The sequence below is a fragment of the Deltaproteobacteria bacterium genome (assembly GCA_029210625.1).
Lineage (GTDB): Bacteria > Myxococcota > Myxococcia > SLRQ01 > SLRQ01 > JARGFU01.
The window spans coordinates 1-23228 of record JARGFU010000004.1; the positions used below are offsets into that span (position 1 = coordinate 1).

The window sequence follows — 23228 nt, forward strand, 5'->3', positions numbered from 1 at the left end:
GGCGACGGCCGGCGCGGCGGTGGCCGGCTCGACCGGCGGCAGGGCGCCGGGCGCGGGCGCCGGCGGCGTCACCCGCGGCGGGCGGTTGGCGAAGCGGTAGCGGATGTTCGCCTGCCGGCACTTCGTCACCCGCTGCATGCCGTCGTGGTGGGCGCCGATGTAGAAGAAGACCGCGATGATCCCGACCACCCCGGCGACCACCGAGGTGATCGTCTGGGTCTGGCAGTCCCCGGTGTCCCGGCAGCTCTGCTGGAGGGCGTAGATGGTGCCCACCGTGGCGCCCGGCACGACGATGCCGGCCATGCCCGCGTCGGCGATCGGCCAGGAGTAGCTCGACTCGCAGGGCATCCCCTGCTGCTCGTAGCGCTCGGGGCTCCGGGGGACGAAGGCCCAGGAGCAGCCCGAGAGGAGCGCGGCGCAGAGGAGCAAGGCGAGCCGCCCGGGGCCGAGCACCAGGACGCGCCGGTGGCGTCGCGCGCGGCTCAAGGGGTCACCCCGGAGGCGGGGACCGGGCCCGGCCCGGGGACGCCGCTGCCGCCGACGGAGGGGGCCAGCGGGCAGGCGGCGACGCAGTCCGCCCGGGCGTCCCGGCAGGAGACGCTGGAGCCGAAGTCCCCGCTGCCGCAGCTGGGGTTGCCGCAGCTGCCGCCGCCGCCGCCCCCGATGAGGATGATCGCGCCGGCGATCGCGATGATGTAGGCGGGGATCAACATGAAGGTGGACGCCGCCTGGGCCGAGACGCAGTCGTCGGCGAGCTCGGCGCAGGCGTCGGCGCACTCGGGGTCCACCGGGTTCGCGCGCTGCGAGGCCGACTGGTACTCGGTCACGCAGCCGGCCGCGGTGAGGGTCACCGAGAGGAGGAGGGCCAGCGCCGCAGTGGAAGGAGAGGTACGCACCTGGACCTAGACGTTATCCAATGGCGACGGGTCCAGGCCAGCCAGCAGGTGCAGGTCCTCGCCCACCAGGCGCTGGGTGGTCCAGTCCGAGAGGGGCCGCGCCCCGAGCGCGGCGTAGAAGCGCAGGGCCGGCTCGTTCCAGTCGAGCACCGACCACTCGAGGCGGCCCTCGGGGTGCAGCGCGACGGCCCGGGCCGCGACCCGCGAGAGCAGGGCCCGGCCGACCCCCCGGCCGCGCTGCTCCGGCAGCACGAAGAGGTCCTCCAGCCAGAGGCCGGGGCGGGCGAGGAAGGTGGAGTAGGTGGGGAAGAAGAGGGCGTAGCCGATGGGCGCGCCCTGAGCGTCGAAGGCCAGGAGCACCTCGGCTCCCGGGCGCTCGCCGAAGAGGGTCGCCCGCAGGTCGGCCTCGGTGGCGCTCACCTCGTGGGCCAGCCTCTCGTACTCGGCCAGCGCCTGGATGAGCTGCAGCAAGCTGCCCGCGTCACCGGCCCGGGCCGGTCGGATCTCGATGGTCTGCTTCATGGCTTCCTTACAATGCCCCGCCTTCCTTAATATCCCGGCTCCTACTGGGGCATATGACGGGCTCCTTTCTGGGAGGAGGGAAGATGCGACTTTCTCGAGTTTCGATCCACCCGACGACGATCCTCGTGGCGCTCCTGGCCTTGCTCGGCGCCACCAACGGCTGCGACTGCAAGGAGGACACGAAGCTCGGGGACAGCCGCCCCGAGATCCGCGTCACGCCGAACCCCGTGGCCTTCGGCACGGTGCCCATGCTCGAGGAGTCGGCGCTCCAGGTGCTCGTCGAGAACGTGAGCAACCAGGACCTCGTCCTCGAGGGCACGCCGGTGCTGGTGGAGAACGGCGAGGACGCCCTGGAGGAGATCGTGATGCGAGCGGTCCTCACTCCGGTGGACTGCAGCTCCGGGGTCGAGCGGGCGGGCGCCGACCCCGCGCGGCTTGCGCCCTTCGAGTGCTTCTCCATCACCCTGGCCTACCGGCCCCAGAACCTCGGCGCCGACACCGGCTCGCTGACCCTCGAGAGCAACGATCCCGAGAACGGCAGCCTGGTGGTGCCGATCACCGCCGAGGGCTCCTCCCCCGACATCGAGGTCTGCCTCCTGGCCGGCGACTGCACCCCCACCGAGACCTGCTTCGCCCCGGGCGACCTGCCCCTCTCCCTCACCTTCCCCCTGACCCAGATCGCCGCCACGACCTCCTGCGACGTGCGGATCTCCAACACCGGCCAGCTCCCGCTGGAGCGCCTGGCCTGGAGCTTCAAGAGCGGCAACCGGCGCGCCGACTACAGCCTCGATCCCGACCCCCTCTCGGCGGTGGGCTCGCTCCAGCCCGGCGAGGGCATCCAGGCGACGATCGACTTCACTCCGAAGTCCGGGGGACCCAAGGACGCGGTGGTGGAGATCACCTCCTCCGATCCCGACGAGGCCGCGGTGGCCATCGAGATCACCGGCATGGGCGACGGGCCCAAGATCTGCCCCGACCCCTTCCCCCTGATCGACTTCGGTCAGGTCGAGGTCGGCACGACGAAGGCGCTCGACATCGAGATGACCGACTGCGGCACGATGGACCTGACCATCAACACGATGGAGGTGCAGAACGCCTCGGGCACCGGGCCCAGCGGCGAGTTCGCCCTCGGCGCCGGCGCGCCCTCGACGCCGATCCCCCTGACGGCCGGCGGCTCGACGACCGTCCCCCTGGAGTTCACCCCGCCCACCTCCGGCCCCTTCACCGCCCGGCTCTTCCTGGAGACCACCGACCCGGTGGTGCCCTCGGGCTGGCTCTCCATCGTCGGCGAGGGCACGACCCCGCCGGCCTGTGAGCTCCAGGCCTCGACCTCCGTCGTCTCCTTCGGCGCCACCGCCCCCTCGACCCTCGGCGGCTCGCCCATCGAGAAGACCCTCGCCCTCTCGAACCCCGGGGCCCTGCCCTGCACGAACGTCGGCGCCAGCATCACCGCCGGTGACGCCGTGCGCTTCGAGCTCGTCGGCCTGCCCGTGGGCGGCCCGCCCTGGACGCTGAACTCGGGCGACATCGTCCTCTTCACCCTGCGCTACGACCCGGTCGACACCACCGGCCCCGACACCGGGATCATCGCCTTCACCGCCAGCGAGCTCGCCGCCCCTCTCGAGGTCCAGCTCGCCGGCACCCCGGTGGCCGTGCCCTCCTGCCAGCTGAACGTGCTGCCCAACAGCGGGAACTTCACCCTGGGCTTCTGCTCGATCATCGGCGGCTTCAACCCGCGGGTGGTGCAGTTCGGCGCCTCGCCCATGGGCCAGAAGAAGACCCTGCCCATCACCCTGGAGAACAGCGGCTCGGCCAACTGCACGATCACCAAGACCACCATCAGCACCTTCAACCCCGGCAACCCCTTCGGCGGCCCCTCCCCGGCGCTGACCATCGACGCGCCCGCCAACCAGGTGATCGTCAACGGCGCGCCCACCCAGACCATCCTCCCGGGTGAGGTCGGCACGATCCCGATCACCTTCCTCCCCCTCAACGAGGAGGAGGCCTGCGGCTCGGTGGAGATCGAGACCAACCAGCTCGACTTCGCCGGCGAGTGCCTCGACCTCGCCAGCGGCACCACCAAGGCCGGCTGCTACAAGGTCAGCGCCCTGGGCTCGGGCGTCCGCCCCCTCCTGCAGGTGGTGCCCACCGACCTGGACTTCGGCGTCATCACCGTCGGCTGCGCCTCGGCCCAGCGGGAGGTCACCCTCCACAACACCGGCGGCAACACGATCAACCTCACCGACATCCGGATCGATCCGGCGACCGGCCCCTTCATGATCTCGCTGGCGCCCTTCCCCCTCCCCTACGCCCTGGCCGCCGGGGCCAGCATCCCCATCGGCGTGACCTACCGGCCGCCGGACGCGAACCCCCACGCCGCGATGCTGATCATCGAGAGCGACGATCCCACCTCGCCCCTGGTCAGCGTCCCCCTGGCCGGCGCCGGCACCAACGACCCGCACCAGACCGACATCTTCCACCAGCTCTCCGAGCCGATGGTCGACGTGCTCTGGATCGTCGACAACTCCTGCTCCATGGGTGACGAGCAGAACAACGTCGCCGCCAACGCCACCACCTTCCTCTCCCACGCCCTCTCCCTCCAGACCGACTTCCACCTCGGGGTGGTGACCACCGACATGGAGGACCCCGCCGACTCCGGGCTCCTCCAGGAGGGGAACTTCTTCGCCGCCGCGCCGAAGTGGGTCGACCGCGCCACGCCGAACCCCGACGTGGCCTTCGGCAACTCGGTGAAGCAGGGCACCAGCGGCGACGCCACCGAGAAGGGCCTGATGGCGGCCCACGCGGCGCTCACCCACCCCCTGGTGAACGACCCCGCGCTCAACGGCGGCTTCCTCCGCGAGGACGCCAAGCTGACCATGATCGTCATCTCGGACGAGGAGGACTCCTCGCCCTCGACGGTGGACTTCTACGTGGACGCCTTCAAGAACATCAAGGGCTACCGCCGCCCCGACCTGATGAGCTTCTCGGCGGTGGTCGGTGAGGAGCCCAGCGGCTGCTCGAGCTCGGCCGGCGCCGCCGGCGCGGGCGTCCGCTACCTCGAGGTGGCCCGGCGCACCGGCGGCCTGGAGCGCTCGATCTGCACCACCAACTGGGGGCAGCTGGCCAACGACCTGGGCCTGGACGCCTTCGGGGCGAAGACCGACTTCTACCTCACCCGCGAGGCGATCGACGCCACGATCGAGGTGCGGGTGGACGGCGTGCTCGTCCCGCGCACCGGCAACTGGAGCTACGACCCGGCCGCCAACGCGGTCAGCTTCGACGCCGCCGCCACCCCGGCCCAGGGGGCGGAGGTCCAGATCGACTACGACACGATCTGCCGCTAGTCTGCGCCGCCGGAAGCGAACATGGCACCGGCGGCAACCATCACCCAGAAACCGGTCGAGCACGGGCGCGGCTTCCGCCGCATCGTGACCCTGCTCGTCTCCCTGGTGACCGTGCCCACCGCCCTGCTCCTGGCGGTGGGCGTGCTGATGCTCGTCTTCTACTCGGAGCGGCTGAACCTCCTCTTCGGCATCCTGGTGGTCAGCCTGGTGGTCTGCCTGGCGACCGGCTCGATCCTGGCCCTGATCTTCCTGCGCCGGGAGGCGAGGATCTCCGAGCTGCAGCAGGACTTCGTCTCCAAGGTCAGCCACGAGCTGCGCACGCCGCTGACCTCGATCCGGATCTTCGTCGAGACGATCCAGCGCGGGGAGATCCCGGCGGCCGAGCTCTCGGAGTGCCACGACGCCCTGGCCCTGGAGGTCGGCAAGCTGACCGCCCGCATCGAGCGGCTGCTGGACTGGGGCCGGATGGAGGCGGGCAAGCGGGTCTACGAGCTGAAGTCGGTGCCCGTCGGCCGCATCGTCGAGCGCTCCCTGGACGCCTTCGACACGGCGACCCTCGGTCGCAGGGTCGAGGTCGAGGTCGAGGTCGAGGAGGGGCTGCCGACGGTGCTGGCGGACGGCGACGCCCTGGTGGACGCCCTCGTGAACCTCCTGGCCAACGCCTACAAGTACACGACCGAGGAGAGGCAGATCGCGCTGCGCGCCTCGCGCGAGGGCCCCTGGGTGAAGCTCTCGGTGCGGGACAACGGCATCGGCATCCCCCACCGCGAGCACCGCCGCATCTTCCAGAAGTTCTACCGGGTGGACGAGCGCCTCACCCAGGCCAAGGAGGGCACCGGCCTCGGCCTGGCGATCGTGCAGCACGTGGTCAGCGGCCACCGCGGGCGCCTCACCCTGGAGAGCGAGCCGGGGCAGGGCAGCACCTTCAGCCTGCTCCTCCACCCCGCCGCCCCGGAGACCCGAGCATGAGCGAGAACGAGAAGAAGGTCCGCCTCCTCCTCATCGAGGACGACCCCTCCATCTCCCTGGGGCTGCGGGTGAACCTGCAGGCGGAAGGGTACGAGGTCGAGATCGCCGCCGACGGCCGCGCCGGCCTGGCCGCCGCCCGCAAGGGCTTCGATCTCATCCTGCTGGACGTGATGATGCCGGAGATCAACGGCTTCGAGGTCCTGCAGGTCCTGCGCTCCGAGGGCGTGATGACGCCGACCATCGTGCTCACCGCGCTCTCCAGCGAGGAGGACAAGGTCACCGGCCTCGATCTGGGCGCCGAGGACTACGTCACCAAGCCCTTCAGCCTGGCCGAGCTGCTGGCCCGCGTCCGCTCGGTCCTGCGGCGGGCCGCCCCGGCCCCGGCCGAGCGCTGGGCCTTCGGCGAGGTGAAGCTCGACCCGAGGGACCGCAGCGTGACCCTCGCCGGCGAGCCCGTCGAGCTCACCCGCACCGAGTTCGACCTCCTGGCCACCCTCCTCGCGGCCGACGGCGCGGTGGTGAGCCGGCAGGGCCTGATCGACGAGGTCTGGGGCGCGGGCCACAAGGTCACGCCCCGCACCGTGGACAACTTCATCGCCCAGCTACGCGCCAAGCTCGAGGCCGACGCCGCCAACCCCGAGCACCTGCTCACGGTAAGGGGCGTCGGTTACCGGCTGAATCGGGGGTGAGCTCCGCTCCGCTCCGCCATCACAACTGCTGGCACATCTTGGCGGACCGGGCGCAGTACTGGCCGCTCGAGAGGCTCATGCACTCGTAGGCCGCGTCGGGGCAGTCGGCCGGATCGCCGGTGCAGGTGACCGGGTTCCCCGAGGCGTCGAACTGCGGGACCACGAAGACCGTCGTCGCGGGGACGCCGCAGCTGTAGCCGGAGGGGCAGCCGCGGTCCGCGCCGCCCTCGCCGTCGCAGTAGCCCAGGCAGACCGGGTGGCTGCCGCCGGCGTCGATGCAGAAGGTCTCGGCCGGGTTCGTCCCGGTGCCCATCGCGCAGTAGTCGTGGCCGGAGTAGGGGTCGAGGCTGCAGCTCTGGCCGTTGTTCCAGGCGCCCGAGGAGGAGTAGTCACCGGCCAGCGGCACGAGGTTGCCGCAGGCGGTGATGAAGCGGCCGCAGACCTGCGTCCCGGAGCCGTTGGAGAGGCAGACGTAGCCGGGGTCGCAGTCGCTGTTGGCGCTGCAGTTGCGGTTGGCCGGCTGGGGCTCGGAGCTGCCGGTCTCGAGGCAGACCTCACCGCCGGGGCAGACGCCCCCGCTCTGGCCCACGCTCGAGGCGGGGCAGGGGATCATGCAGGTGCCGCTGGTGCGATCGAAGGGGCTGATGGGGGTGCAGGTGGTGCCCGGCGCGCACTGACCGGTCTGGCCCAGGGTGCAGCCCTCGTCGCGCTGGGTCGGGTAGAAGCAGTTGCTCTCGGCGTCGATGGAGGTGCAGTTGTTGAGGCAGGTGAGGTTGCCCGCCCAGCCGGTGCCGTTCATCGTCTCGCAGGTCTGGCCGTTGAAGTTGGCGCCGTCGCAGGCCTCGCCCTGGCCGATCATCCCGTCGCCGCAGCGCGAGCAGCCCGAGAGGTCCAGGGTGCAGTTCGGCGAGCAGGTCAGGGTGCCGCCGGGGCGGCCCTGGCTCTGGCAGGTCTCGCCGCGCAGCTCGAAGCCCTCGCAGGCCTCCATGGTGTCGAGCTGACCGTTGTTGCAGGTCTCGAGGCTGGTGCAGCTGCCCTCGTCGAAGAGGCAGCCGGTGCAGAAGAGGCTGCCGCCGCCGTAGCCGAGGCTCTGGCAGCTGGCCCCGTTGAGGTTGCCGGCCTCGCAGTCCTCGCCCAGGTCGATGGTGCCGTTGCCGCAGTTCACGCCGCCCCCGTCGGTGCCGCCGCCGTCGCTGCCGCCCCCATCGGAGACCGAGCCGTCGCGGCGGCCGTCGTCGTCGTCATCGCCGGAGGGGAAGCAGCCGGCGGCGAGGATCAGGACCGAGGAGAGGGCGAGGAGGGAGAAGATGCGGTTCATGGGCGGTTCCTTTCGAAGCCCGGGATCATATCAAAAGGAGCCCGGTTGGACGTGAGCCACCTCACACCCCCGGCCGTGATAGACGGGGGGGGTGGAAGCTGCCCCCGGAGCGGTGGAGGCCCGTGGCCTCGTGAAGACCTTCGGGTCCTTGCGCGCCGTGGACGGGCTCTCCCTCTCGGTGCCCGCCGGCGCCTTCTACGCCTTCCTCGGCCCCAACGGCGCCGGCAAGTCCACCACCCTCTCGATGCTCACCGGGGTGCTGGAGGCCAGCGCGGGGGAGATCCGGATCCTGGGCCAGGATCTGCGGGACGATCCCATCGCGGTGAAGGCGCAGGTGGGCATCGTCCCCGAGGAGCTCACCCTCTTCGAGCGGCTCACCGGCTGGCAGCAGCTGATCTTCTCCGGCCGGGTCTACGGCCTCTCGGACACCGTCGCGGCGAAGCGGGCCAAGGAGCTCCTGAAGCTCACCGGCCTCGAGGGCCGCGAGCACGACGAGATCGCCGGCTACTCCAAGGGGATGCGCCGCCGCCTCGCCATCGGCGCGGCCCTGGTGCACGCGCCGCGGGTGGTCTTCCTCGACGAGCCCTTCGAGGGGATCGACGTCATCGCCGCCGGGGTGGTGCGCGAGCTCCTGCAGGAGCTCGGCCGCCGGGGGGTCACGGTCTTGCTGACCACCCACGTGCTGGCCATCGCCGATCGCCTGGCCACCCACGCCGGGATCATCGCCGCGGGCAGGATGCTGGCGGAAGGGTCGGTCGAGGCGCTGAAGGCCCGCTACGAGCGCGACACCCTGGAGGCGGTCTTCGAGAGCCTGATCGAGGTGCCGCGGGCCCCCGAGCAGAGCCTCTCCTTCTACGGTCATGCCGAGGACTGACGCGCCACCCCTCCCCGGGCTCGCCCGCCACACCCTGCTGCTCTGGCAGCTGCGGCTCTGGCTCACCGGCAGCCAGCAGCCCGGGCAGGCGCGGCGGGCGCGGCTGCTGGCCCTGCTCGCCTACCTCGCCTCGGCGAGCCCGGCGATCCCCCTCTTCTGGGCCGGCTGGCGGCTGCTGACCTGGGAGCCGGTGGCGGCCTCGCTGCTCTGGACCCGCTTCTTCTTCGACCTGCTGGCCTTCGTCTCGACCACCGTCTGGATCTTCTGGCCGGTGCTGGCCGCCGACGTCGACGACCACGCCGAGGTCAGCCGCTTCGCGACCCTGCCCATCGCGCCCCTGCGCCTGCTGGTGGCCTCCACCGCCGCCGCCCTCTTCGAGCCCCTGGCCCTGGTGGTGAGCGCGCCGGTCCTCGGCGCCTCCCTGGCCTTCCTCTCCCGCCACCCGCCGCGCTCCTGGGCGCTGGTCGTCCTCGCCCTCCTGGGCTGGGCGCTGCTCTCCATCGCCTGGTCGCGGGCGGCCCTCCACCTGGTCCTCGGGGTGCTGCGCCAGAAGCGGGGCGCGCAGGCGGTGGGCGGCTTCTTCCTCGGCGTCCTCTTCGTCTCGGTCTTCATCCCCCCGGTGGACGTCTCCTGGCTCACCGCCGCCGCGGGCTCCTTCGGCGCCCTCTCGCCGAAGTTCCTGCTGGAGGCCTCCCTGGGGCTCTCCCGGGTGCCCACCGGCTTCCTGGGAGAGGCGCTGCGGCTGCTGGCGCAGGGGAGGCTGCTCGGACCCGCGCTGGAGGTGATGGGCCTCCTCTTCTTCACCTGGGTGGGCCTCTTCGTCGCCTGGCGGGCGCTCCTGCGCTTCCATCGAAGGGGCGGCGAGGCGGGCGCCGGCCGGGGCGGCCGGACCGACCGCTTCCTCTCCGGCGCCCGGGACCTCCCCTCCCTCCTGGCCCGCCGCGAGATCATCGATCTGTGGCGCAACCCCCGGGCGCGCCTGCTGGCCTTCGTGCCCCTGATCCTGGCGGTCGCCATGCGCCTGCTCTCCCTGCGGCCCCTGGTGGTCCACTGGCGGGGCGAGAGCGCCGACGCCTGGATCGTGGCGGGCCTGACCTCCTACGGGGTCGTGGTCTTCTCCCTGACCTTCGCCCAGAACGCCTTCGGCTACGACGGCCGCTCCCTGGGGATGCTCCTCGCCGCGCCCCTCGAGCCCGCCCTGATCCTGCGGGCGAAGCTGCGGGTCCTGGCCGGCCTCTCCCTCCTGGTCGCGGCGGTGCAGTGCGCCTTCTACTCCCTCTACCTCTCGGAAGGCGGGCTGGTCCCCTTCGGCCTCGGGCTCGCCGCCACCGCCTGCCTGGTCCCCGCCCTCCTCCTGACCGGCGCCTTCGTCTCGGTGCGCTACGCCACCCCCTACCACGCCAACCTCGAGCGCCGGGATCAGCAGCCCCGCGTCGCCATCGTCACCGGCATGATCGCCGCGGCGCTCGGCGGCGCCCCCCTGGGCCTGATCCTCTGGCGTAACGGGGAGGCGGCGCCCACCGGGGGCGACGTGGCCCTGCTCGCGACGATCGCCCTGGCCTACGCCCTGGCCTTCCGCCTGCTGCGCCCCCTGGCAGAGGCGCACTTCGTGAGGCGGCGCGAGGCGGTGCTGGACGCCCTCCGGGCCGACTGAACCGGCGCGCCCGCCGGTCATTGACCAACCGGCTCGACCTCTGGTTTGTGGGCGGCCATGCCAAGGGCCGCCAAGCGAACGCTCCTGATCGGGCTGGGCCTGCTGGCCCTCTCCGGGTGCACGGTGGTGAACACCGCCATCGTCCCGGGCGCCCCCCACCACGACAAGCAGCTCTTCGTGACCACCGGCGATCTGAAGGTGCCCTACGAGAGCCTCGGACCCCTGCAGATCACCCGCAAGGGGGTCTACGTCTTCGGCTTCCTCGATCCGGCGGGCTTCGACCTCGAGCCGGCCTTCCACGAGGCCTTCCTCCCCGAGGCCCGCAAGCTGGGCGCGGACGGCGTCATCAACGTCCAGTTCGAGCAGACCCAGTACACCCTCTTCACCAAGATCCTCGGCGCCGTCTTCTTCTTCGCCCCCCTGCCCGCCGAGGTGACCATCCGCGGCGAGGCGGTGCGCCTCGTCCATCCCCCGGGGCAGCGGGTGAAGATCGGCGAGACCCGGGAGGGTGAGCTGCTGGCCCTGGCGGGAGGCGAGTGATGCGCCGCCTCCTCCCCCTCCTCCTCGCCGCCGCCTCCGGCCTGGGCCTGGGCTGCACGGCCGTGGTGCACGGCGCGCCCCTCTCGGGGCGGAGCGCCCAGCCCCGCGGGGTCTACCTCTCCACCGGCGGCTCCCCCCGGCCCTACCGGACCCTGGGCTTCATCCAGGTGACCGGCTACGGCGTCGAGGTCGCCGGCGTGGCCAACGCCGGAGACGCGGCCCTCGACTCGGTGCTCCAGACCACCCTCTCCCACGAGGCCGCCAAGATGGGCGCCGACGGGATCATCCACATCACCTTCCTCGACGAGAACCCCTCCACCCCCCTGGAGAAGTACCAGTCGGCCGCTCGCTCGGTGCAGAACATCGCCAGCGGCACCGGGGGGGTGGAGACCAAGAACCGGACCGTCCACGCGACCGGCGAGCTCATCGTCTTCCTGGACTGAAAGCGACCTCGATCATGCGCAGGCACCTCGTCCCGATCGTCCTCGTCTCGCTCCTCGCCGGCTGCTCGGCGGTGAACGTCGCGACCCTCCCCTCCGACCGCAGCGGCAGCACCACCTTCCTCTCCGCCGGTGACATCCCCGAGGCCTACGAGACCCTCGGCGTGATCCAGGTGCGCCGCGCCGGCGTGCTCCTCTTCGGCTTCTGGGACGTGGTCCACACCGACCTGCAGTACGGCCTCGAGCAGGTCCTGATCCCCGAGATCCAGGCCCTGGGCGGCGACGGCGCCATCAACGTGCGCTTCCACCAGACCCAGTACCTGACGGTGACCAAGGCCCTCTTCGCCTTCCCCTTCTTCTTCGTGCCGCTGCCCTCCGACGTGGTGATCACCGCCGAGGTGGTGAAGCTCACCGGCGACCTCCGGACCGCGCCCACCACCGCGCCCACCGCTCCGGTGAGCCCCCTCGCCCCGACTCAGCCCGCGGGGGGCCCCGCGCCTCTGTGATCGCGGACGGTCAGAGCCGCCGGAAGACCTACCTGCGCCTGGGGGGGCTGCTCCTCTTCGTGGCCGTCGTGGTGGTGATCGGCCTGAGCCCGAAGGTCCGCGCCCAGTTCGAGGCCGAGAACCTCCGGACCATCATCGAGGCCGCGGGGGCCTGGGGCTTCCTCCTCTACATCGTGGCCTTCCTCGTCGGGCTGGTCCTCTACATCCCGGGCATCGTCTTCGTCGGGGTGGGGGTCTTCGCCTGGGGACCCTGGGTCGGCATCGCCCTGGGCTACGGCACCGGGGTGCTGGGGGTGACCGCCCACTTCTCCCTCCTGCGCCTGATCGGCGGCAGCCCCCTGGCCGCCGGCGCCCCGGGGAGGCGCTGGTACTGGGTGCAGCGGGTCCTCGACGACCTCGAGGCCCACCCCGTCCGCAGCGTGGCGATCCTGCGGGTGATCGGCTTCATGTCCCCGCCCCTGAACACGGCCCTGGCCCTCACCGGCCTGAAGGCCCGCGACCACTTCCTCGGCACGGCCCTGGGCCTGGTCTTCCCGGTGATCATCGCCGCCGGTCTCTTCGACTGGCTCTTCAGCTGAAGTATCGTTCGAGGGGTGAGCACCCTCCACCGAGCCCCCCTCCCCCTCCTCGCGCTCCTCGCCACCGCCGGGATGGCCACGGCCGCCTCGGCCGCGCCGGTCACGGTCCCCTTCAACCTCGGGGTGGGGCCGGCCGGGCAGCTCCTCTCGGGGCCGGTGATGCAGGATCAGACCCTGCACTTCGGGCTGCGCCTCGAGCTCGCCGCGGTGATCGACCAGGCGACCATCCAGGCCAACCAGGACCGCATCCCGCAGAAGTACCGGAAGATGGCCTCGAAGGTGGACGAGCTGCGCTACCGCCCCTCGATCTTCATCCCCGAGACCCTCTACGTCTCGCCGGCCTTCGGCGCCACCGGGATCTACGGCGCCACCTGGCGCTTCATCGGCCTCAACGCCCCCTTCGGCAAGGGACCGGTGCGCCTGCGCCTGGGCGCCTCGCTGATCGCCACCCTGGCCCTGATCCACTCCAACAGCCTGCGCGGCCTGGGCGGCGAGGACATCGAGTTCGTCTTCTTCCTGCGGCCCGGCATCGATCTCACCGCCGAGGTGGAGATCAAGCTCGCCAGGAACCTGCTCATCTCCTTCGGCTGGAACAGCGCCATCCACCTGCCCCAGGTGCTGCGCCGCCAGGTGGGGACCTCCTTCCTCTCCATCCCCGGCGACGACGTCGCGATGCGGGCCAGCCTCTGGCACTTCGGCCAGCCCTTCCTGATGCTGCACTACCGCTTCCCGATCACCCGGGACATCCCGGGAGCGCTGCCGGCGAAGAACACCCCGCCGCCGGCGCAGAACCGGCAGCCGCCGAGGAATCAGGACACCTTCGTGCCACCCCCGTCATCGACAGGGCCGGTGCAGCCTACGCGGCCGCCCAGCCAGCCGGCGGGGCCGCTCTAGCGGTAGCTATCAGCCGTCAGCCATCAGCGCCGAGTCACCGGAGCTGAAAGCTGACAGCTGACAGCTGACAGCTGACAGCTCCATCAAGCGGCAGCTTGATGGATCGTGCGCTGCGGGAAGGGGATCTCGATGCCGTTCGCGTCGAGCGCCTCCTTGATGGCGCGGGTCAGCGCGAAGTGCGCCGGCCAGTAGTCGGCGGTCTTCACCCAGGGGCGCACCGCCAGGTTCACCGAGGAGTCGGCCAGGGCCAGCACCTCGAAGACGGGCGCGGGCTCGGCGAGGACCAGCTCGGAGGCCGTGACGAGCTCGCCGATGACCTTCAGCGCCTTGCCGATGTCGTCGCCGTAGCCGATGCCGATCACCAGATCGAGGCGGCGATTCTCCTCCGCCGAGTAGTTGGTGATGGTCTCGCCCCAGATCTTCCGGTTCGGGATCGTCACCCGCTTGTTGTCCGGCGTGAGCAGCTCGGTGGAGAGCAGGTTCAGCTCGGTCACCTTGCCGGCGCTGCCGCCGCCCTCGATGTAGTCCCCCACCGTGAAGGGCTGGGCGACCATGATCATCACGCCCGCCGCGAGGTTGGAGAGGCTCTCCTGGAAGGCGAAGCCCAGGACGAAGCCGCTCACCCCGAGGCCGGCGATCAGCGGCGCGACGTTGATGCCCAGCCGGGGCAGGGCCACCATCAGCACCACGACCCAGAGGGTCTTCGAGGTCACGCTCACCGTGAAGGCGATGAGCATCTCGTTGATCTTGCCGGTCTTCACCAGCGCCGCCCGCAGCACCCGGCGGATCATGCCGATGATGATCCACCCGATGAGCAGCAGGGCCAGGAAGACCGCGAGGTCCACCGCGAAGCCCGGCGCCTCGTTCATCAGCCACTGCTTGCCGGCCTCGAGCCAGCCCAATTCCTTCTGGATCGCGTCCATGACTCTCTTCCCCTCGTTCAGAGGTTAAAACGCCCAGGCCACGCCGGCCGAGAGCTCGGTATCCGTCGACTTCTTCCCCTCCGCGGGATCGCCGATGTACCGGATCTGGAGGGCCGCGTTCAGCGAGACCCCCCCGCCGAGCTGGGCGGTGAGGGTGCTGGTGGAGGTGGCCCGCAGGTTCTTGGTGTTCACGAGGTCCGGGAGGATCTCGGCCTCCTCGGTGAAGACGGCCGTCTTCGTCAGCGCGTAGCGCAGCGAGAGGGCGAGGCGCGGCGAGTAGATGTCGACGTTGTCGAGGTTCTCGTGCGCCGGGAAGTACTGGAAGCGCGACTCGTGGGTGAAGCGGAAGCCGAGGTCGGTGGAGAAGCGGCTCTTCACGAAGTCCTCGCCGTTCTTCGTCTCCCACCAGGTCAGGCTGGCGCCGGCCTCGCCCAGGCCCGCGGCCTCGATGCTGGCGATGTGATCGGCGCTCACCCCGGTGAGGAGGTAGATCGAGAACATCTTGGAGACCTTGCGGTCCCCCCGCAGCGAGAGGTTGGCGTTCAGCGCGGTGACCTCGACGAGGTCCGTGGTCGCGGCCGTGGTCTGGCCGTAGGCGGCGGCCGCCATCAGCTTCACCTTCCAGGACTCCCAGTCGCCCTCGGCCCCGCCGCTGATCTTGCCGGTGACGGCGTTGGCGTTGCCGGAGACCGCGATCAGGCCGAGGCCGAGCTGGTAGGAGAAGGCGCTGACCTTCTCGTCCTTCTTCTCCTCCGGCTTCGCCTCGGCCGCCGCCGGCTTCTCGCCCTTCGCGGCGTGGGCCTCGAGGGCGGTCTTCAGCTGGGCGGAGGCCTCCCGGGTGGCCTCGGCGGCCTCCCGGGTGGCCTGGCTGGCCTCCTTCATGGCCTCGAGGGTGGCCTTCAGCTCCGCGGCGCCGACCGCGGCGGGCGCCGGGGCCGCCTCCACGGCGGGGGCCGCGGCCGCGGGGGCCTGGGCCAGAGCGAGGGAGGGCAGGAGGGCGAGGGTGAGGGCGAGGTGGCGCATGGGGTTCTCCTCGGGGGTTCGCGTGGCGCCGGCTCTTCGAGAGCGGGGCGCCGGGGAAGCGTCCGCAAGGTAGGCCCGCGGGCCGCCGGAGCCAAGGTGCTTTGCGCCCGGCGGCGGGGAAGAGGTATCAAGCCTCTTCCATGAGCACGACGATCGAGGGAATCGGCAGCTTCTATCTGGGACGGATCTGGGACGACGCGAGGGCCGCGGCCTCGCCCGAGCTCCTCCTCTACGAGGCCAGCGACCTGAACACCCACGCGGTCTGCGTGGGCATGACCGGCAGCGGCAAGACGGGCCTCTGCGTCGACCTCATCGAGGAGGCCGCCATCGACGGGGTGCCCGCCATCGTCGTCGACCTCAAGGGCGACCTCTCGAACCTCGCCCTCTCCTTCCCCTCCCTCACCGCCGCCGACTTCGAGCCCTGGATCGATCCGGCCGAGGCCCGGCAGGCTGGCAACTCGGTGGGGGTCCACGCCGCCCTCGTCGCCGCCCGGTGGAAGGAGGGCCTGGCCGCCTGGGGGCAGGGCCCGGAGCGCATCGCCCGGCTGCGGGCGCGAAGCGAGATCGCGCTCTTCACGCCGGCCAGCGAGGTCGGCCTCCCGATCAGCATCCTCGGCACCCTCGCCGCGCCGCCCCCGGCCCTGCGGGCCGATCCCGAGGCCCTGCGGGAGCGGGTGCTCGACACCGTCTCGGGCCTGCTCTCCCTGGCCGGGATCGACGCCGATCCGGTGCGCTCGCGGGAGCACGTCTTCCTCTCCACCCTGGTGGACGGCGCCTGGCGCGCCGGCCAGAGCCTCTCCCTCGAGAGCCTGATCGCGGCGATCCAGAGCCCCGGCTTCACCCGGGTCGGCGTGCTCGATCTGGAGGCCTTCTATCCGGCGAAGGACCGCTTCGAGCTGGTGCTCGCCCTCAACGGCCTCCTGGCCGCGCCCGGCTTCTCGGCCTGGCGCACGGGGGAGCCCCTCTCCATCGAGCGCCTGCTCGCCGCCCCGGACGGGCGGCCGAGGATCTCGATCCTCTCCCTCGCCCACCTCGGCGAGCGCGAGCGGACCTTCTTCCTGACCCTCCTCCTCTCCCAGATCGTGGGCTGGATGCGCACCCAGCCGGGCACGGCCTCCCTGCGGGCCCTGCTCTACCTCGACGAGGTCTACGGCCTGCTGCCACCCTCGGCGAACCCGCCGACCAAGGGGCCCCTGCTCACCCTGCTCAAGCAGGCCCGGGCCTACGGGCTGGGCCTGCTGCTCGCCACCCAGAACCCGGTGGACCTGGACTACAAGGCCCTCTCCAACGCCGGCACCTGGTTCCTCGGCCGCCTGGCCACCGAGCGGGATCAGCAGCGCGTCCTCGACGGGCTCGAGCAGAGCGGCGCCGCCCTGGACCGGGCGGAGATGTCCCGGGTGCTGGCGGGCCTCCCCCAGCGCTGCTTCGTGATGCGCAACGTCCACGAGGACGCGCCGGTGCTCTTCCAGAGCCGCTGGGCGCTCTCCTACCTGCGCGGCCCGCTGACCCGGCCGCAGCTGCTCCAGCTGAAGGAGAAGGGGCTGGTGGCCGCGGGGTCTCCCGCGGCCCCGGCCTCGCCGGTCACCGTGGCGCCGACGCCGGCGGCCCCGGTAGCAGCTGCCCCGGGGACGGGGACGGGGACGGCGGGGAGCACGGTGGCGCCGGCGCCCGCCGAGGGCTTCGAGGTGGTCTACGCCCTGGAGTCCGGGGAGGATCCGCTGGAGCCCTGGATCCTGGCCGAGGCGCACGTCCACTTCGCCCGGGCGAAGGACCAGGTGGACGAGTGGGCCACCGTCGAGCTGCTGGTGGCCCCCGGCGAGGGCCCCGAGCCCGGCTGGGACTCGGCCTCGGTGGGGGAGCGCGGCGCCCACGGCGTCGGCGCCTCCGCGCCCGCCGGGGCCTCCTACGCCGAGCTGCCCCGCATGCTCTCGAGGCCCAAGGCGAAGGCCAGCCTGGAGAAGAAGCTCGAGGGCTGGCTCTACCGCTCGCAGCGGGTGGTGCGCTTCTCCTGCGCCCCCCTGAAGCTGCGCTCGCAGGAGGGTGAGAGCCGCGAGGCCTTCGCGGGGCGGGTGGCCCTGGCGTTGCGCGAGGAGCGCGACGCCCAGGCGGCGAAGGTGAAGGCCGCCTACGCCAAGAAGTTCGAGAGCCTGCGGGCGAAGATCGCCAAGGCCGAGGACAAGGTCGCGGCCGAGGCCGACCAGCTGCAGTACGCCGAGCAGAACCGGACCATCTCGGTGGGCACCACCCTCCTGGGCGCGGTCTTCGGCCGGAAGATGCTCTCGGTGGGCAACGCCTCCCGGGCCGGCAGCGCCATGCGCTCCCAGAGCCGGGTGACCCGCGAGCGGGAGGAGGTCGAGCGGGCGAAGGAGAAGCTCGCCGCCCTGCAGGCCGAGCTCACCGCCCTCGACGCCGAGGCCCGGGCGCGGCTGGCCGAGGCGGCGGCCCAGGCGGCCACCGCCGAGCTGCCCCCGATCCACGAGGTCGAGGTCCCGCCGCGCAAGACGGACACCGAGGTCGTCCGCCTGGCGGTCTGCTGGCGCCCGAAGGGAGCCTGATCAGCCGGCGGCCAGGGGCCGCACCGTGATCGTCCCGAAGCCCTTGATCTCGGTCTGGCGCGAGGGCCCGCAGGGCAGGCGGCCGGCGAGCCGCTCGAAGGCCGCGGGCCCGAGGAGGGTCTCCCCCGCCGCGGCCACCCCCTGGATGCGGGCGGCCAGGTTCATCGGGCTGCCGATGGCCGTGTAGATCTGGCGCCCCGGCGGGCCCATCCGCCCCGCGACGACCTCGCCGTGGGTCAGGCCACAGCCCACGCCCTCGAGGCCCTTGCGCCCGGCGAGGAGCACGCTGCTGCGGAAGAACTCCCGGGAGGCGCGCTGGAAGTTGCAGGCCGCCCGCGCCGCGGCGAGCACCGGCTGGGGGTGGGGGCGGGGCACGCCGAAGAGGGCGATGACTCCGTCGCCGAGGATCTTGTCGATCCAGCCGCCGGTCTCCTCGACCGCCTGCACGAAGCCGGTGGTGATCCCCGAGAGGATGTCCACCACCGTCTCGGGATCGTGGCGGTTGGAGAAGGAGGTGAAGCCCCGCAGGTCGGCGAAGAGCACCGCGGCCTCGACGCGGGTCGTGCCCTCGAGGGGCCGTGCCCGGCGGGCCGCCGCGGTGGCGCAGCGGACGATCATCTCCTGCACGTCGAAGGGCTTGGGCGAGAAGCCGTCGGCGCCGGCGTCGAGGTGCTGCTGGGCGGTGCGGCCCGGCTCGGCGCTGACCACCCAGATCACCGGCTCGGCGCCCCGGGGCAGGGCCCGGATCATGGCCGTGAGGCGCAGGCCGTCGATCACCGGCATCACCGAGTCGACGAGGATGGCCTCGGGCCAGGCCGCGCCGTCGGAGAGGGCCACCACGCAGGCGGAGGCCTCCGCGAAGACCTGCACCTCGCAGCCCCGGGCCCGCAGCGCCTGCTCGGTGGTCCGCCGGTAGACCGCGTCGTCGTCGACCACCCAGAAGCGCATGAGCCGATACTAGACGATCTTCCGGGCACTTGCGGGCCCTGGCGCGCCGACGGGAGATGGTTAACCTGATCCCCATGAACCCCGGACCCAACCCTCGTGGCCCCTACATCGATCCCGCCCTGAACCCCGCCGAGACCGGCGAGCGCGTCGATTCCGCGATGCGGAACGTCTACTGGTGGATGACCGCCGGCCTCGCCGTCACGGCGATCGTCGCCATGGCCGTCTTCCGCTCGGACGCCCTGATGCAGCTGCTCTACGAGAACCGCTGGATCATCTGGGGCAGCTTCCTGGTCGAGCTGGGCCTGGTCATCGGCCTGACGGCGGCGATCAAGCGCCTCTCGAACACGGCGGCCATGGCGATGTTCATGGTCTACGCCGCCCTCAACGGCTTCACCCTCTCGCTGATCTTCATGGCCTACACCGCCGGCTCCATCGCCGGCACCTTCGTGGCCACGGCGGGCACCTTCGGGGTGATGGCCCTCTACGGGACCGTGACCAAGCGCGACCTCACGGGGATGGGCAGCTTCCTCTTCATGGGGCTCATCGGCCTGATCATCGCCTCGGTGGTGAACATCTTCCTCGCCAGCCCGATGCTCTACTGGGGCATCACCTACCTGGGCATCCTGATCTTCGTGGGGCTGACCGCCTACGACGTCCAGAAGCTGCGGCGGCTGGCCGCCGCCGGTGAGCTCGACTCGGAGAAGATGGGCATCTTCGGGGCCCTGATCCTCTACCTCGACTTCATCAACCTCTTCCTCCTCCTCTTGCGGGTGATGGGCGACCGCCGCTAGCGTCTCCCGCATGAAGGACAGATGGGGGGGAGTGCTCGCCGGCCTGGTCCTGGGCCTGGCCGGCGGGTTGGGCGTGGGCTGGCTGCTCTGGGCCTCCGGGCCGCCCGCCGAGGAGCAGCCGGTGGTCGCGGCGCCGGTCGCCGGACCCCCGGAGGCCGGGCCGCCGCCGCCCCGCCCCTTTGCCGGGCCCGTCGATTCAGCCCCACCCGAGGATCGGCGCCTCCGGGAAGAGCTCGCCCGGCTCCAGCGAGAGCTGACCGTCGTCCAGCAGCAGCTGCAGAGCACGAGGGCGCGCGAGCAGGATCTGGAGCAGACCATGGCCGAGGTGACCGGCCCGATCCCCTTCCCGCCGGATCTCCCCGAGCGCTTCGGACAGGAGGCCTTGCGCCAGGCGCTCGACGCCGCGCTCGAGGACGTGGGCGGCGAGGTCGTCGCCATGGACTGCAGCGAGCATCCCTGCCTGGCCTTCGCGAAGATCGCCCAACCTCCTGGTCAGCCTCTGCACCTGCGCCTGCGCGAGCACCCCGCGTTGGCCGCCTACCGCGAGGACTCCCCGATCGCGATGTACACCGCCTCTCTGGACGAGGACGGCGAGCCGCAGAGCCGCGCCGCCTTCGCCTTCGTCCCCGACCCCATCGATGCTCACGTGGAGGGCAGCGAAGATCAGCGGCTGATGGAGCACGTCTCGCGGCGGCTGCGGGCCTGGACGGCCTCCCTGGTCCCACCCCGGGACGGCGAGGAGTGAGCGAGCGCCGCCGGGTCACCCACCCGGCGAGAATCGGGTAGCTTGAGGCCATGCGGATCTTCCTCGGCGGTGCGAGCCTCGGGCTGACGGTCGGCCTGCTCGCCGGCTGGCTGCTCTTCTCGGCCTCCCCCGATCCGGGGCGAGCCCCGCCGGCGCAGGACGCGGCGCCGACCGGGGGCCCGGCCTCCGCGGACGACCGGCGCGCGCCAGCGGAGACCGCGCGGCCCGCCCTCCAGCGGGAGCCGGCGCCGGCCTCCGCGCCGGCCGCGGCGCCCCGCGGCCTCGAGGAGGCCCGGGAGGAGATCGCGAGGCTGGAGGAGGCGCTGGCGGACACCCGGGCCGAGGCGACCCGCGACCGGGCGACGGTGGACGCCATCCGGGAGGAGGCGCGGCTGGCCGAGGAGAAGGAGCGGGCCCGGATCCCCTTCCCCGACGACCTGCCCGAGCGCTTCGCCCAGGAGCCCCTGGTCCGGGCGGTGAGCGAGGCCCTCGCCGGCCTCGAGGGGCAGATCACGGCGGTGGACTGCACCGAGTTCCCCTGCATCGTCTACGCCGACCTGCCCGGCCACGGGGTGCCGCCGCCCCTGGAGTTCAAGAACCTCATGGGCGATCCGGCGATGGCTGCGTACGCCGAGGACAGCCGGATGCACTTCGCCTACGACGACACCGACGAGGAGGGGCGGCACCTCGCCCGCCACACGGGCTTCGCCTTCTTCCCCAAGGAGCCGGGCGCCGAGGCCAGCCCCGCCGAGCTCGGGGAGCGGGTGCACAAGCGGGTGCGCGAGTGGCGCAAGGCCGCCGAGGCCCAGGCCCACCCCGAGCACGAGTGATTCCCCGCTTCCCCGTGGCGGGAGGCGGGTGCTAGAGCGCGAGCATGAAGCGCCGCTCGCCCCTCGTCCTCTCGCTCCTCCTCCTCTCGGCCCTCGGGGCGCCGGCCTGCCCGGGCTGCCTCGGAGGCAAGGCCGAGGTGGTGGGCTGGGTCCACGACGAGGGGGGGCCGGTCGAGGGGGTCGTCGTGCGGGGCGGCGCGAAGGAGGTCGTGACCGACGCCGACGGCCTCTTCCGCGCCCGCGTCCGGCGCGGCGGCGACCTGCTGACCTTCGAGTCGGAGGGCCACGCCCCGGCCTACCGGCCGGTCGCCCCCGGCGGCGCCGAGTGGGCGACCGAGCTCGTCGAGCTCGCCTCCCGGGAGAGCTTCACCGTCGACCCGGCCGCGGGCGACGCCCGGCTCAGCTCCGGCCCCTTCGACGAGATCCTCATCCGCATCCCCGAGGGCGCGGTGGAGACCTCCGCCCCCTACGAGGCCCTGGTCGCCTACTACCCGATCTTCGGCGGCGCGCAGTTCCCGCCGGTGCCCCTGCTGGGCAAGGAGGGCAAGGACCTCCTCCCCCTCGAGTCCTTCGGGATGCTCGAGCTGACCCTCCGGTGCGGGGACGAGGCGTGCCCGCTCGCCCGGGACGCGTCCATCACCGCGCGCTTGCCCACCGTCGGCAACGATCCGGCCACCGCCACCCTCTTCACGGCCGATCCGAAGGAGGGGGTCTGGCTCCCGGAGGGCGAGGTCACCAACGACGGCGCCTTCTGGAACCTCACCCTCGATCACCTCTCCTGGAAGAACGTCGACCGCTTCCTGAAGGTGCCGGAGGCGGAGCAGGCCTGCCTGAAGATCGTCGTGCGCTCCTACACCGGGCGCCCGCTGGCCGGCGCCAAGGTGCAGGCGGGCTGGGGTCCGGGCTACCGCCAGCGGGTGGAGGGGAGCACCGAGTCCGACGGCGTGCTCTGCGAGGAGCGCTTCCCCCTGGGCGCCGACCTCCAGGTGAGCGCCTACCACTTCCTCCGCCCCGCGGCGAAGGCGCCGGTCTCCACCCAGCTGACGGTGACGCCCTCGGCGCAGGGCGCCTCCTGCGAGGACGAGGCCTGCCAGGAGATCGTCCTCACCCTCGCCTGCGGGCAGGAGCTCACCTGCGGTGAGGGCTACACCTGCGCCTCGGGCGAGTGCGTGGAGGAGCGCGGCCCCGGCAAGCTGAAGGTGACCTTCGAGAACGCCGACGCCGCCGAGAACATCCACCTCTGGGGTCCGGGCGAGACCATCGACGCCGGGAACCGCCTCGCGCCCGGGAAGGACGATCGCCGCGTCTTCGAGGCCGCCCCGGGTGACACGCCCCTCTTCCACGCCGGGCGCGACGGCCAGACCCTGGCGAGCCTGGCCTGCCTGGCCGTCGAGATCCCGAACAGCGAGGCCCGCCTCGTCTGGGACGGGGCTGGCCTCTCGTGCGTCGGCTTCTGACGCTCGCTTCGCTCGCGGCTGTGAGCTGCGAGCCATGAGCTGCGAGCTTCGATGCTAAACCAGAAATCACGATTCCCGATCACGTCTGGCTTGCAGGCCGCACCCGCCTGCCGCGTCAGGCCTCGGTCACCTAGCTAAGGCTAGGCTCCCTCGCCCTTCCTCGCATCCGGGCACGTCCGCGGCGCCATCCGCTGTTCGGGAATCATGATCTCTGGTTTAGCGGTGCGCCTCGCTGGCCGGCGGGATGACCAACGGATGGCGCATGGCACCGCCCGAGCTCACAGCTCGTAGCTCGAAGCTCGCAGCCTTCCTAGCCTCGGACCGGCGTGCGCTGGTGGCTCGCCAGCCAGGCGTCGATCTGCCGCTCGCCCTCGAGCCAGTCGTCGAGCTCACGACCGGGCGCGAAGCCCCGGTGCTCGGCCTCGAAGTAGGCCGCCTCGGCGATCATCCGGTGCCGCATCAGCGGGGTCACCACCAGCGGCGGGGGCGGCCAGCCGGTGGTCCGGGCGATGGCGTCCCGCGGATGGAGCGGCCAGGCCGGCATCGCCACCGCCGCCGGCACGCTCGCGGCGGGCGAGACCGCGGCGGGGGCCGCGGGGGAGGCGGGCGCCTTGCGGGGCGCGGAAGAAGGCGTCTCCTCCTCGAGGAGCATCGGATCGGTGGGCGGGATCTCGATGACGGTGATGCTCCGCTTCGTCGCGGACTTCTTGGCGGCCTTCTTGGCCGCCTTCT

The 23228-nt window shown here is 72.1% G+C and carries 23 protein-coding genes; 15 read left to right on the forward strand and 8 right to left on the reverse strand.

Going from position 1 to position 23228, the window contains the following annotated elements; all coding sequences use genetic code 11:
- The 3 genes from P1V51_04670 to P1V51_04680 all read right to left on the reverse strand — a co-directional run.
- The coding region (locus P1V51_04670; protein ID MDF1562312.1) for a hypothetical protein at positions 1–486 on the reverse strand (486 nt) is incomplete at its 3' end.
- Entirely contained in the window at positions 483–896 is a 414-nt protein-coding gene (locus tag P1V51_04675; protein MDF1562313.1) for a hypothetical protein, read from the reverse strand. The genes P1V51_04670 and P1V51_04675, both read right to left, overlap by 4 nt.
- Positions 897–902: 6 nt before the next feature.
- Complete coding sequence (locus tag P1V51_04680) at positions 903–1418, reverse strand: GNAT family N-acetyltransferase (protein ID MDF1562314.1); 516 nt, start codon at positions 1416–1418, stop codon at positions 903–905.
- Positions 1419–1501: 83 nt separating this feature from the next.
- Between P1V51_04680 and P1V51_04685 the strand changes: the two genes are divergently transcribed.
- Genes P1V51_04685 through P1V51_04695 form a run of 3 tightly spaced genes read left to right on the forward strand, consistent with a single transcriptional unit; the run spans position 1502 to position 6420 of the window.
- A complete protein-coding gene (locus P1V51_04685; GenBank protein ID MDF1562315.1) occupies positions 1502–4762 on the forward strand; it encodes a choice-of-anchor D domain-containing protein in 3261 nt (1086 codons plus the stop codon).
- Positions 4763–4783: 21 nt separating this feature from the next.
- Positions 4784–5731, forward strand: coding sequence for an ATP-binding protein (locus tag P1V51_04690; protein ID MDF1562316.1), 948 nt, complete (start codon positions 4784–4786; stop codon positions 5729–5731).
- The gene (locus P1V51_04695; GenBank protein ID MDF1562317.1) at positions 5728–6420 is read left to right on the forward strand and encodes a response regulator transcription factor; all 693 of its coding nucleotides are present in this window, start codon (positions 5728–5730) and stop codon (positions 6418–6420) included. Before P1V51_04690 ends, P1V51_04695 begins: the two co-directional genes overlap by 4 nt.
- A 19-nt stretch (positions 6421–6439) precedes the next feature.
- Here P1V51_04695 and P1V51_04700 read toward each other — a convergent pair whose 3' ends face one another.
- Positions 6440–7738: a hypothetical protein gene (locus P1V51_04700; protein MDF1562318.1), complete on the reverse strand. Its 1299-nt coding sequence runs from the start codon at positions 7736–7738 to the stop codon at positions 6440–6442.
- Positions 7739–7829: 91 nt separating this feature from the next.
- On the opposite strand from P1V51_04700, the gene P1V51_04705 reads away from it, so the two are divergent.
- From P1V51_04705 to P1V51_04735, 7 genes are read left to right on the forward strand one after another with little or no spacing between them, the layout of a single operon-like run.
- Entirely contained in the window at positions 7830–8612 is a 783-nt protein-coding gene (locus P1V51_04705; GenBank protein MDF1562319.1) for an ABC transporter ATP-binding protein, read from the forward strand.
- Entirely contained in the window at positions 8599–10266 is a 1668-nt protein-coding gene (locus P1V51_04710; GenBank protein MDF1562320.1) for a hypothetical protein, read from the forward strand. The genes P1V51_04705 and P1V51_04710 overlap by 14 nt, the downstream gene beginning before the upstream one ends.
- Positions 10267–10323: 57 nt before the next feature.
- Positions 10324–10806 (forward strand): hypothetical protein, encoded by a 483-nt coding sequence (locus tag P1V51_04715; protein MDF1562321.1) that lies wholly within the window; start codon positions 10324–10326, stop codon positions 10804–10806.
- On the forward strand, positions 10806–11249 hold the full coding sequence (locus P1V51_04720) for a hypothetical protein (protein ID MDF1562322.1): 444 nt from the start codon (positions 10806–10808) through the stop codon (positions 11247–11249). Before P1V51_04715 ends, P1V51_04720 begins: the two co-directional genes overlap by 1 nt.
- Positions 11250–11263: 14 nt before the next feature.
- Positions 11264–11752: a hypothetical protein gene (locus P1V51_04725; GenBank protein MDF1562323.1), complete on the forward strand. Its 489-nt coding sequence runs from the start codon at positions 11264–11266 to the stop codon at positions 11750–11752.
- Positions 11749–12330, forward strand: a complete 582-nt coding sequence (locus P1V51_04730) for a VTT domain-containing protein (protein MDF1562324.1) — start codon at positions 11749–11751, stop codon at positions 12328–12330. The genes P1V51_04725 and P1V51_04730 overlap by 4 nt, the downstream gene beginning before the upstream one ends.
- A gap of 15 nt (positions 12331–12345) precedes the next feature.
- Entirely contained in the window at positions 12346–13224 is an 879-nt protein-coding gene (locus P1V51_04735) for a hypothetical protein (GenBank protein ID MDF1562325.1), read from the forward strand.
- Between the two features lie 83 nt (positions 13225–13307).
- Here the strand turns inward: P1V51_04735 and P1V51_04740 are convergent, their stop codons facing one another.
- Positions 13308–14147: a mechanosensitive ion channel family protein gene (locus P1V51_04740; GenBank protein ID MDF1562326.1), complete on the reverse strand. Its 840-nt coding sequence runs from the start codon at positions 14145–14147 to the stop codon at positions 13308–13310.
- Between the two features lie 24 nt (positions 14148–14171).
- Complete coding sequence (locus P1V51_04745) at positions 14172–15170, reverse strand: DUF481 domain-containing protein (GenBank protein ID MDF1562327.1); 999 nt, start codon at positions 15168–15170, stop codon at positions 14172–14174.
- Between the two features lie 140 nt (positions 15171–15310).
- Between P1V51_04745 and P1V51_04750 the strand changes: the two genes are divergently transcribed.
- The gene (locus tag P1V51_04750; protein MDF1562328.1) at positions 15311–17725 is read left to right on the forward strand and encodes a DUF853 family protein; all 2415 of its coding nucleotides are present in this window, start codon (positions 15311–15313) and stop codon (positions 17723–17725) included.
- On the opposite strand, the gene P1V51_04755 is transcribed toward P1V51_04750, so the two are convergent.
- On the reverse strand, positions 17726–18673 hold the full coding sequence (locus tag P1V51_04755; GenBank protein MDF1562329.1) for an adenylate/guanylate cyclase domain-containing response regulator: 948 nt from the start codon (positions 18671–18673) through the stop codon (positions 17726–17728). It lies immediately after the preceding gene.
- A 74-nt stretch (positions 18674–18747) separates the two neighbouring features.
- Between P1V51_04755 and P1V51_04760 the strand changes: the two genes are divergently transcribed.
- From P1V51_04760 to P1V51_04775, 4 genes are read left to right on the forward strand one after another with little or no spacing between them, the layout of a single operon-like run.
- Positions 18748–19464 (forward strand): Bax inhibitor-1/YccA family protein, encoded by a 717-nt coding sequence (locus P1V51_04760; protein ID MDF1562330.1) that lies wholly within the window; start codon positions 18748–18750, stop codon positions 19462–19464.
- Positions 19465–19474: 10 nt separating this feature from the next.
- Positions 19475–20209: a hypothetical protein gene (locus P1V51_04765; GenBank protein MDF1562331.1), complete on the forward strand. Its 735-nt coding sequence runs from the start codon at positions 19475–19477 to the stop codon at positions 20207–20209.
- 50 nt (positions 20210–20259) lie between these two features.
- Positions 20260–21039, forward strand: coding sequence for a hypothetical protein (locus P1V51_04770; protein MDF1562332.1), 780 nt, complete (start codon positions 20260–20262; stop codon positions 21037–21039).
- 44 nt (positions 21040–21083) lie between these two features.
- The gene (locus P1V51_04775; protein MDF1562333.1) at positions 21084–22496 is read left to right on the forward strand and encodes a carboxypeptidase-like regulatory domain-containing protein; all 1413 of its coding nucleotides are present in this window, start codon (positions 21084–21086) and stop codon (positions 22494–22496) included.
- 310 nt (positions 22497–22806) lie between these two features.
- Here P1V51_04775 and P1V51_04780 read toward each other — a convergent pair.
- Positions 22807–23228 (reverse strand): DUF2934 domain-containing protein (locus tag P1V51_04780; protein ID MDF1562334.1); only part of this gene is annotated, 422 nt, incomplete at its 5' end.

What these genes read in the sequence shown, in the direction of transcription:
- P1V51_04680 (MDF1562314.1), bottom strand. Translation starts at nt 1,418, where the DNA reads ATGAAGCAGACCATCGAGATCCGACCGGCCCGGGCCGGTGACGCGGGC.
- P1V51_04685 (MDF1562315.1), top strand. Translation starts at nt 1,502, where the DNA reads ATGCGACTTTCTCGAGTTTCGATCCACCCGACGACGATCCTCGTGGCG.
- P1V51_04690 (MDF1562316.1), top strand. Translation starts at nt 4,784, where the DNA reads ATGGCACCGGCGGCAACCATCACCCAGAAACCGGTCGAGCACGGGCGC.
- P1V51_04695 (MDF1562317.1), top strand. Translation starts at nt 5,728, where the DNA reads ATGAGCGAGAACGAGAAGAAGGTCCGCCTCCTCCTCATCGAGGACGAC.
- P1V51_04700 (MDF1562318.1), bottom strand. Translation starts at nt 7,738, where the DNA reads ATGAACCGCATCTTCTCCCTCCTCGCCCTCTCCTCGGTCCTGATCCTC.
- P1V51_04710 (MDF1562320.1), top strand. Translation starts at nt 8,599, where the DNA reads ATGCCGAGGACTGACGCGCCACCCCTCCCCGGGCTCGCCCGCCACACC.
- P1V51_04715 (MDF1562321.1), top strand. Translation starts at nt 10,324, where the DNA reads ATGCCAAGGGCCGCCAAGCGAACGCTCCTGATCGGGCTGGGCCTGCTG.
- P1V51_04720 (MDF1562322.1), top strand. Translation starts at nt 10,806, where the DNA reads ATGCGCCGCCTCCTCCCCCTCCTCCTCGCCGCCGCCTCCGGCCTGGGC.
- P1V51_04725 (MDF1562323.1), top strand. Translation starts at nt 11,264, where the DNA reads ATGCGCAGGCACCTCGTCCCGATCGTCCTCGTCTCGCTCCTCGCCGGC.
- P1V51_04740 (MDF1562326.1), bottom strand. Translation starts at nt 14,147, where the DNA reads ATGGACGCGATCCAGAAGGAATTGGGCTGGCTCGAGGCCGGCAAGCAG.
- P1V51_04745 (MDF1562327.1), bottom strand. Translation starts at nt 15,170, where the DNA reads ATGCGCCACCTCGCCCTCACCCTCGCCCTCCTGCCCTCCCTCGCTCTG.
- P1V51_04750 (MDF1562328.1), top strand. Translation starts at nt 15,311, where the DNA reads ATGAGCACGACGATCGAGGGAATCGGCAGCTTCTATCTGGGACGGATC.
- P1V51_04755 (MDF1562329.1), bottom strand. Translation starts at nt 18,673, where the DNA reads ATGCGCTTCTGGGTGGTCGACGACGACGCGGTCTACCGGCGGACCACC.
- P1V51_04760 (MDF1562330.1), top strand. Translation starts at nt 18,748, where the DNA reads ATGAACCCCGGACCCAACCCTCGTGGCCCCTACATCGATCCCGCCCTG.
- P1V51_04765 (MDF1562331.1), top strand. Translation starts at nt 19,475, where the DNA reads ATGAAGGACAGATGGGGGGGAGTGCTCGCCGGCCTGGTCCTGGGCCTG.
- P1V51_04770 (MDF1562332.1), top strand. Translation starts at nt 20,260, where the DNA reads ATGCGGATCTTCCTCGGCGGTGCGAGCCTCGGGCTGACGGTCGGCCTG.
- P1V51_04775 (MDF1562333.1), top strand. Translation starts at nt 21,084, where the DNA reads ATGAAGCGCCGCTCGCCCCTCGTCCTCTCGCTCCTCCTCCTCTCGGCC.